General features: G+C 42.7%; 8 protein-coding genes. 5 read left to right on the forward strand and 3 right to left on the reverse strand.

The window, feature by feature from the left end; all coding sequences use genetic code 11:
- The first annotated feature begins 37 nt into the window (after positions 1-37).
- Both HXY43_RS23885 and HXY43_RS23890 read left to right on the forward strand, forming a co-directional pair.
- Positions 38-391, forward strand: coding sequence for a hypothetical protein (locus HXY43_RS23885; protein ID WP_026733211.1), 354 nt, complete (start codon positions 38-40; stop codon positions 389-391).
- Between the two features lie 136 nt (positions 392-527).
- Positions 528-800 (forward strand): YggT family protein, encoded by a 273-nt coding sequence (locus tag HXY43_RS23890; RefSeq protein WP_026733210.1) that lies wholly within the window; start codon positions 528-530, stop codon positions 798-800.
- A 417-nt stretch (positions 801-1,217) separates the two neighbouring features.
- Here the strand turns inward: HXY43_RS23890 and HXY43_RS23895 are convergent, their stop codons facing one another.
- On the reverse strand, positions 1,218-1,913 hold the full coding sequence (locus HXY43_RS23895) for a pentapeptide repeat-containing protein (protein ID WP_290888786.1): 696 nt from the start codon (positions 1,911-1,913) through the stop codon (positions 1,218-1,220).
- A 139-nt stretch (positions 1,914-2,052) separates the two neighbouring features.
- Complete coding sequence (locus tag HXY43_RS23900) at positions 2,053-2,577, reverse strand: pentapeptide repeat-containing protein (RefSeq protein WP_290888789.1); 525 nt, start codon at positions 2,575-2,577, stop codon at positions 2,053-2,055.
- Positions 2,578-3,020: 443 nt separating this feature from the next.
- Between HXY43_RS23900 and HXY43_RS23905 the strand changes: the two genes are divergently transcribed.
- From HXY43_RS23905 to HXY43_RS27000, 3 genes are all read left to right on the forward strand, one after another.
- The gene (locus HXY43_RS23905; protein ID WP_290888792.1) at positions 3,021-4,277 is read left to right on the forward strand and encodes an ABC exporter membrane fusion protein; all 1,257 of its coding nucleotides are present in this window, start codon (positions 3,021-3,023) and stop codon (positions 4,275-4,277) included.
- A gap of 12 nt (positions 4,278-4,289) precedes the next feature.
- Positions 4,290-5,480 carry an ABC transporter permease DevC gene (devC, locus tag HXY43_RS23910; RefSeq protein ID WP_290888795.1) on the forward strand — a complete coding sequence of 397 codons (1,191 nt, stop codon included), beginning with the start codon at positions 4,290-4,292 and terminating at the stop codon, positions 5,478-5,480.
- Between the two features lie 92 nt (positions 5,481-5,572).
- Positions 5,573-5,929, forward strand: a complete 357-nt coding sequence (locus tag HXY43_RS27000; protein WP_367161502.1) for a four helix bundle protein — start codon at positions 5,573-5,575, stop codon at positions 5,927-5,929.
- 67 nt (positions 5,930-5,996) lie between these two features.
- On the opposite strand, the gene HXY43_RS23915 is transcribed toward HXY43_RS27000, so the two are convergent.
- On the reverse strand, positions 5,997-6,180 hold a 184-nt coding region (locus HXY43_RS23915), incomplete at its 5' end, for a GreA/GreB family elongation factor (protein WP_290888797.1).

Raw genomic sequence — 6,180 nt, forward strand, 5'->3', positions numbered from 1 at the left:
ACCCAAAAGTGCAGCGTTCTTAATTGGCGGTAAAGATATGAGTCAGCGTGATGGTTTTGCAAGTGGTTTTTTCTTCGGAGCAGTAGTTGGCGGTGTAGTCGGTGGAGTATTGGGTACTATTGTTGCTTCTCGTAACAATGGCGAGCTAGCAGCCCAAGAAGAAGGTCAAATCCCTACCAGCCCAACAGAAGCTAAAAAAGCATCTTTCAAACGGCGTCAGATGAAAGCTTCAGAAACCGACAGCATAGAAATGGAAACGGCGCGGCGATCGCTAGAAGATAAAATTGCTCAGTTGAATGCCACAATTGATGAAGTGCGACAGCAGTTGGGCAGCGTGAACAGTAATTCTAATCAGATAGCTAATGAAAGGTCGCTCACCAAAGACGCCTAAAGGAGTTTCCAAAAGCAGATGAAGCGCGATCGTGGTAAATGCCCCTACAGCTGCATACACCATGACCAGAGCTACCTTAAAATCAAAATATAAGATCGCAGTGGACACTTACCCAGAAAAGGAAACCGATCCATCCATGTATTTACTGATTGCCACACTGGCTACTTTCATCCAAATTTACAGCACCCTACTGATTATTAGGGTTCTGCTGTCATGGTTCCCAAATATCAACTGGTACAATCAACCATTTGCTGCTTTGAGCCAGATCACCGACCCTTATCTGAATATTTTCCGTAACATTATTCCCCCTCTGGGAGGTATGGATTTCTCTCCGATATTGGCGTTTGTGGTACTTAACATCGTTAGCAATTTGCTCTATTCTCTCAGAGGTCTGCCATTACTAGGTTGAATTCCGAGCAAAAAAATACATCACTTTCTGTTGTAGAGACGCCTGATCGCAAACGTCTCTACAATTTGTTTTTTTGCAAAGTTTGTAGCTTTAGCTCGACATTAAAGTTGTTTGGATTAGAGTAGTAAGTAGGTCAACATAATTAAACGTAAAATATCTTGTATTCTATACGGGCGGGCAGGATACCCACCCCACAAGAGCTTTAATAATATTGTGGGGTGGGCTTCTAGCCCGCACTGTTTTTAGTTTATTTATGCCTTTCTACTTTAGGATTAACTGTCTGGATTTTCGATTGGGCTTGCATGGTTGTTTAATTAGGTGAATTCCTATCTCAACCATATATATGTCCACAGGTAATAACGACTTTCCCAAGTAAGAATGTTCTTAGCTTTAGCTAATACTTATGCAAGATTGTTATCAAGCATGATAAATTTTACCATCAGGCATGATTGCACCCTGGAAATTCGCCTCGTGCAAACTTTCTCTATGCAAGTTGGCTCCTGTCAAATCAGCTTCGCTCAAATCGGCTTCTCTTAAGCTTGCTCCGCTCAAATTGGCTTCTGCTAGGTTAGCTTTCCTGAGATTAGTCTTGGAAAGGTTAGTCCCAGCTAAGTTGGCTCCACTTAAGTTTGCCCGCTGTAGATCAGCCTCAATTAGACTGGCACGGCAAAAATTGGTTCCGCTTAAATTAGCATCTATTAAGGTGGCACTCAAAACAGTTTCAGTCAAATTTGCGCCACTTAGAGATGCTTCACTCAAATTTGCCCTCCTCAAGTTAGCGCCGTTGAGATTGGCTCCATTTAAATTTGCTTTCACGCAGTAGGCATTTTCCAGCTTGGCTCCAACCAAGTTCGCCCCAATCAAGTCAGTCCCATTCAGGTTAACTCCAATCAGGTTTGCCCCACTTAGATTGGCTCCAATCAAGTTCGCACCACTCAAATCTGCCGCTTCCAAATCAGCCCCACTTAGGTTCGCTCCAATCAAATTGCTGCCCTGCAAAGTTATTCCCTTCAAAAAGGCTCGGTGAAAGTCCGCCCCATTCAAGTCAAATCCTTGGAAATCTCGTTTTCCAGTTGCGTACTGTTTCAGTAACTCACTCGCGTTAATATTCACCTGTTTGTACCTGCTCCATAAAACTTATACAAAACGCTCAAATTTGAGCAAATCGATGTTTATTTCCCGTTTCAAGCAAGGCAGGAGGTTTTTGGCTATCTAGTATCACCTCCCAACTGCTGCTTGCAAGTAGCTAATTTCAATTGTGAATGGAACCATCGGGCATGATGGCTCCTTGCAAATTTGCCCCCCGCAGGTTAGTGCGGGTGAGATCGGCGTGGCTGAGATCGGCTCCTCGTAAGTCTGCGCCATAGAGATTAGCCCCCTGTAAGTTCGCGCCTTGGAGATTTGAATCCATCAGGTTTGCTCCCGCCAAAATCGCACCCCGCAGGCTAGCACCTGATAAATTTGCTTTCTGTACAATCGCACCTGTCAGTACAGCTTCACTGAGATTAGCTTCACTTAAGTTAGCTTTACTCAAATCTGCTCCACTGAGGTTAGCAACAATCAGGGTAGCTCGATTCAGGTTTGCCTCACCTAGATTCGCCACCACCAAGAATGCACCACTTAAGTTAGCTCCACTTAGCACCGCTTGCAACAGATTTGTGCGAATTAAATTAACTCCACTTAATTTGGCCTGAGCCAGATTAATTCCACACAAATCAACTCTGCTGAAATCACGTTCGCCAGCAGCATAGCGTTGCAATAAATCATCCGCATTCATAAATATTCCCTACCTGATTGTTTTGCCTGGGGTGAGGTAACAACTAATACTTTTAGGTTCAACTTTCAAGCTCAAGCCTGGAACTGCACTGACAAAGGCAGACTTTATCAGTCTTTTAGCTTGGATGTTGAAGATACTGTTTTAGTGAAAAATAAGGGACTGCGAACTGGAGTATAAGTTGTTCGAGTTTCCTCACAAGTTCCTCATCTTGTTTCCCTAAAAATGTAGATGCAGGATAGGCAAATTTGTTAACAGATCAAGCAGTTCAGGTTTGGATAAAATTTTGTCTCTCTTCTCTATTATCACCCAACTGATTCACCCAAATTGAGGATGTTAGCAAACATAGATAATAGCGAATATATTCTTAGCAGAAATTCAAAATTTATTATCAAATGACTGTCAGAAATAATCATTTTTATTCACTATACCGCCCTTGATTAACGATGGTTATCACTAAAGACAAAAAGTTAACAAAACCACCATCTCCAGAGGTGACTACGACTCAAAAACTAAGGGTTTTGAAACCGCTTAGTCCTTGGATTGCTGGCATAGCTGCGATTGGTTTTCTCAGTTTGGGTGCAGTTTATGTAATTTCTCAAACTCAAAAACAAAGCCCGACTACGCCAGTTCCTGCTGTGAGTGTGACTCCAGCAACTAAAGTTACAGCCTTGGGACGCCTAGAGCCACAAGGAAAAGTCATTAAATTATCTGTTGCCAATGCCCAAGATAGTCGGGTGAATAAATTGCTGGTAGAAGAAGGCGATCGCATTCCAGCCGGAAAAATAATTGCCATTCTCCAAGGCATTGATAAAAAGCAAGCTGAACTAGCCGAGGCAAAACAAAATCTAGCTGTGCAGCAGGCGAAACTTACCCAAATCAAAGCAGGGGAAGCAAAACAGGCAGAAATTGCTGCTCAACAAGCCAATATTGCCCGACTAGAAGCCCAGCTACGGACGGAAACTGCCGAAAGAAAAGCAGCAGTAGCTCGTGCCGAAGCTGAGTTGCGGAATGCACAAATCAACTATCAGCGCTATCAAACTTTGCAACAAGAAGGAGCAGAAAGTATTTCGGCTTTAGACGACAGGCGAGAGGCTTTTGAAACCGCTCGATCTCGGCTAAATGAGGCGAAAGCGCAACTAGGAAACACCACATCCACCTTGCAAAAGCAGATCCAAACAGAAAAGGCGATGTTGCAAAAACTTAGAGAAGTGCGTCCTGTGGATGTGCAAGTAGTGCAAGCTGAAGTAGAACGAGCGATTGCCCAAATCAAGAGAATTGAGGCTGAGTTAGAAGACTTTTACGTACGCTCTCCCATCGCCGGGCAAGTTTTGAAGATTAATACCCGTGTTGGCGAACAGGTTAACACTAGTGAAGGAATCGTAGAACTGGGACGAACTAACCAGATGTACGCCATTGCCGAAGTTTATGAAACCGATGTGGGCAAACTGCAAGTCGGTCAAAGGGCAACAATTGTAAGTGAGCATGGTGGGTTTGCAGGTGAGGTACATGGTACAGTCGAACATGTTGGCTTGCAAATTAAAAAGCAAGATGTCTTGGAATCTGACCCAACAGCTGACAAAGATGCCCGTGTTGTAGAAGTCAAAGTCCGCATCGATCCCAAAGACAGTGCCAAAGTTGCAGGACTGACTTACCTACAAGTCCGCATCAGCTTCGACCTGAATTCGACCAAGACACAGTAGAGCATTGAACAGATGAAACTACCTGTATTCAAAACCTTACTGGGCAAGCAATCTCAGGAACCTCCTTTGGGCTGGGCGCAACTTAGCCATCAAAAAATTCGCCTTTTGGTAGCTCTTTCTGGAATTGCTTTTGCTGACATTCTGATTTTCATGCAGTTGGGTTTCAGAGCCATGCTGTTTGACGGTGCAACCCTTATCCATAATCATATTCAAGGAGACATAGTCTTAATCAGCAACCGTACTAAGACTCTGCTGGAGGGTCAGACTTTTTCTCGACGTCATTTGTACCAAGCTGCGGCGGTAGAAGGAGTAGCATCTGCTAGTCCTTTGTATTATTCTTTGTCACGGTGGGTCAATCCTTGGAAGAAGGAAGTCACTGAGATTGCAGCCATAGCTTTCGACCCAGCCCAGCCTGTCTTGGATTTACCCACAGTAAATCAACAGCTTGAGCAAATCAAACTCCCTAACGTAGTCCTGTTTGACAGTCAATCTCAACCAGCTACCGGGCCTGTAGTTGAATCCTTTAACCAAGGAAAAACCATTTTTACGGAGATATCGGGACGCAGAATTAGGGTTGGCGGTATCTTTACTTTGGGCAGCAGTATGTTTGTCAAAGGGCATGTTGTCACAAGTGATTGGAATTATCTGCGGATTTTTGGTGCAGACAGCTTCGATAATATTCATGCAGGAATTCTCACCCTCAAACCAGGTACAGATCCCCCAACTGTAATTAAGAATATTCAAGCAAGATTACCCAATGATGTCAGAGTATTGACTCGCAAGGGTTTTAAAGAACACGAGTTAGCATTCTGGTCTTCTGAACATCCTGCTGGTACTATATTTAATTTTGGTGCCACAATGGGCTTTATTGTCGGAGTTGTGATTGTCTATCAAGTGTTGTACTCGGATGTGAACGATCACTTACCGGAGTATGCCACCCTGAAAGCGATGGGCTATTCAGATATCAGCCTGTTGGCTGTTGTTTTCCAAGAAGCAATTATTCTTGCCGTGTTGGGATTTATTCCTGGGGCTGCAAGTTCAATTGGGATGTATGCACTATTGGGAAATCTGACAAGGATTCCGCTAGCCATGCGATTTGATGTGGCATTGCAGGTGTTTATTATGACTGTGGTTATGTGTTTAATCTCTGCTGCTGTGGCGATGCGAAAACTTCATTCTGCCGATCCGGCGGATGTGTTTTAGTTAGTGGTTAGTGGTTAGTGGTTAGTGGTTAGTGGTTAAAAAATTGTATTGTAATACAATGTTTTGTGATCGTGGGTATGATATAAATGAGTATGCATAACTTGCAAACATTTGAGGTTTATCAAAACGCTCTAAAACTAAAAAGAAATTGTTTCAAACTAGTCCTACCACTAGACTATAAGCAAAGTATATTAACGTATGACATTGTAAAAACTGTAAAGTCAGTTTCTGCAAATTTAGCAGAAGGACATGGTAGATACTCTTACCAAGAATTTATCAGGTTTTGTAGGATATCTCGTGGATCAGCGTATGAGCTTATTGATCATTTAGACTCTCTGTTAGTAGCTGAAATAATAGATAAGCAGACATTTCAAAGTTTAGAGAATGAAATAATTTCACTTATCAAAAGAATTAATGGTTATATCAGATATTTGAAATCACAAAAGTAAACCAACTTCTTCACCACTTCACTCCATCACCTCTTCACCTCTTCACCACTTCACTTCTAACCTAATCCTAATTAACAAACTTCAAAATCTTAAATTCGATTTCTTTATCTGGCAATTTAGCAACCACTGTATCTCCAACTTTTGCGTTGTTAATAGCTTCACCAATTGGCGAGTCGATTGAAATTTTACCTTCACCTGGTTCTGCTGATCTAGTTTCTTCTGACCCCACAAGTGTAACAACTCTTGTTGAA

The organism is Fischerella sp., assembly GCF_013388695.1.
Classification (GTDB): domain Bacteria; phylum Cyanobacteriota; class Cyanobacteriia; order Cyanobacteriales; family Nostocaceae; genus PCC9605.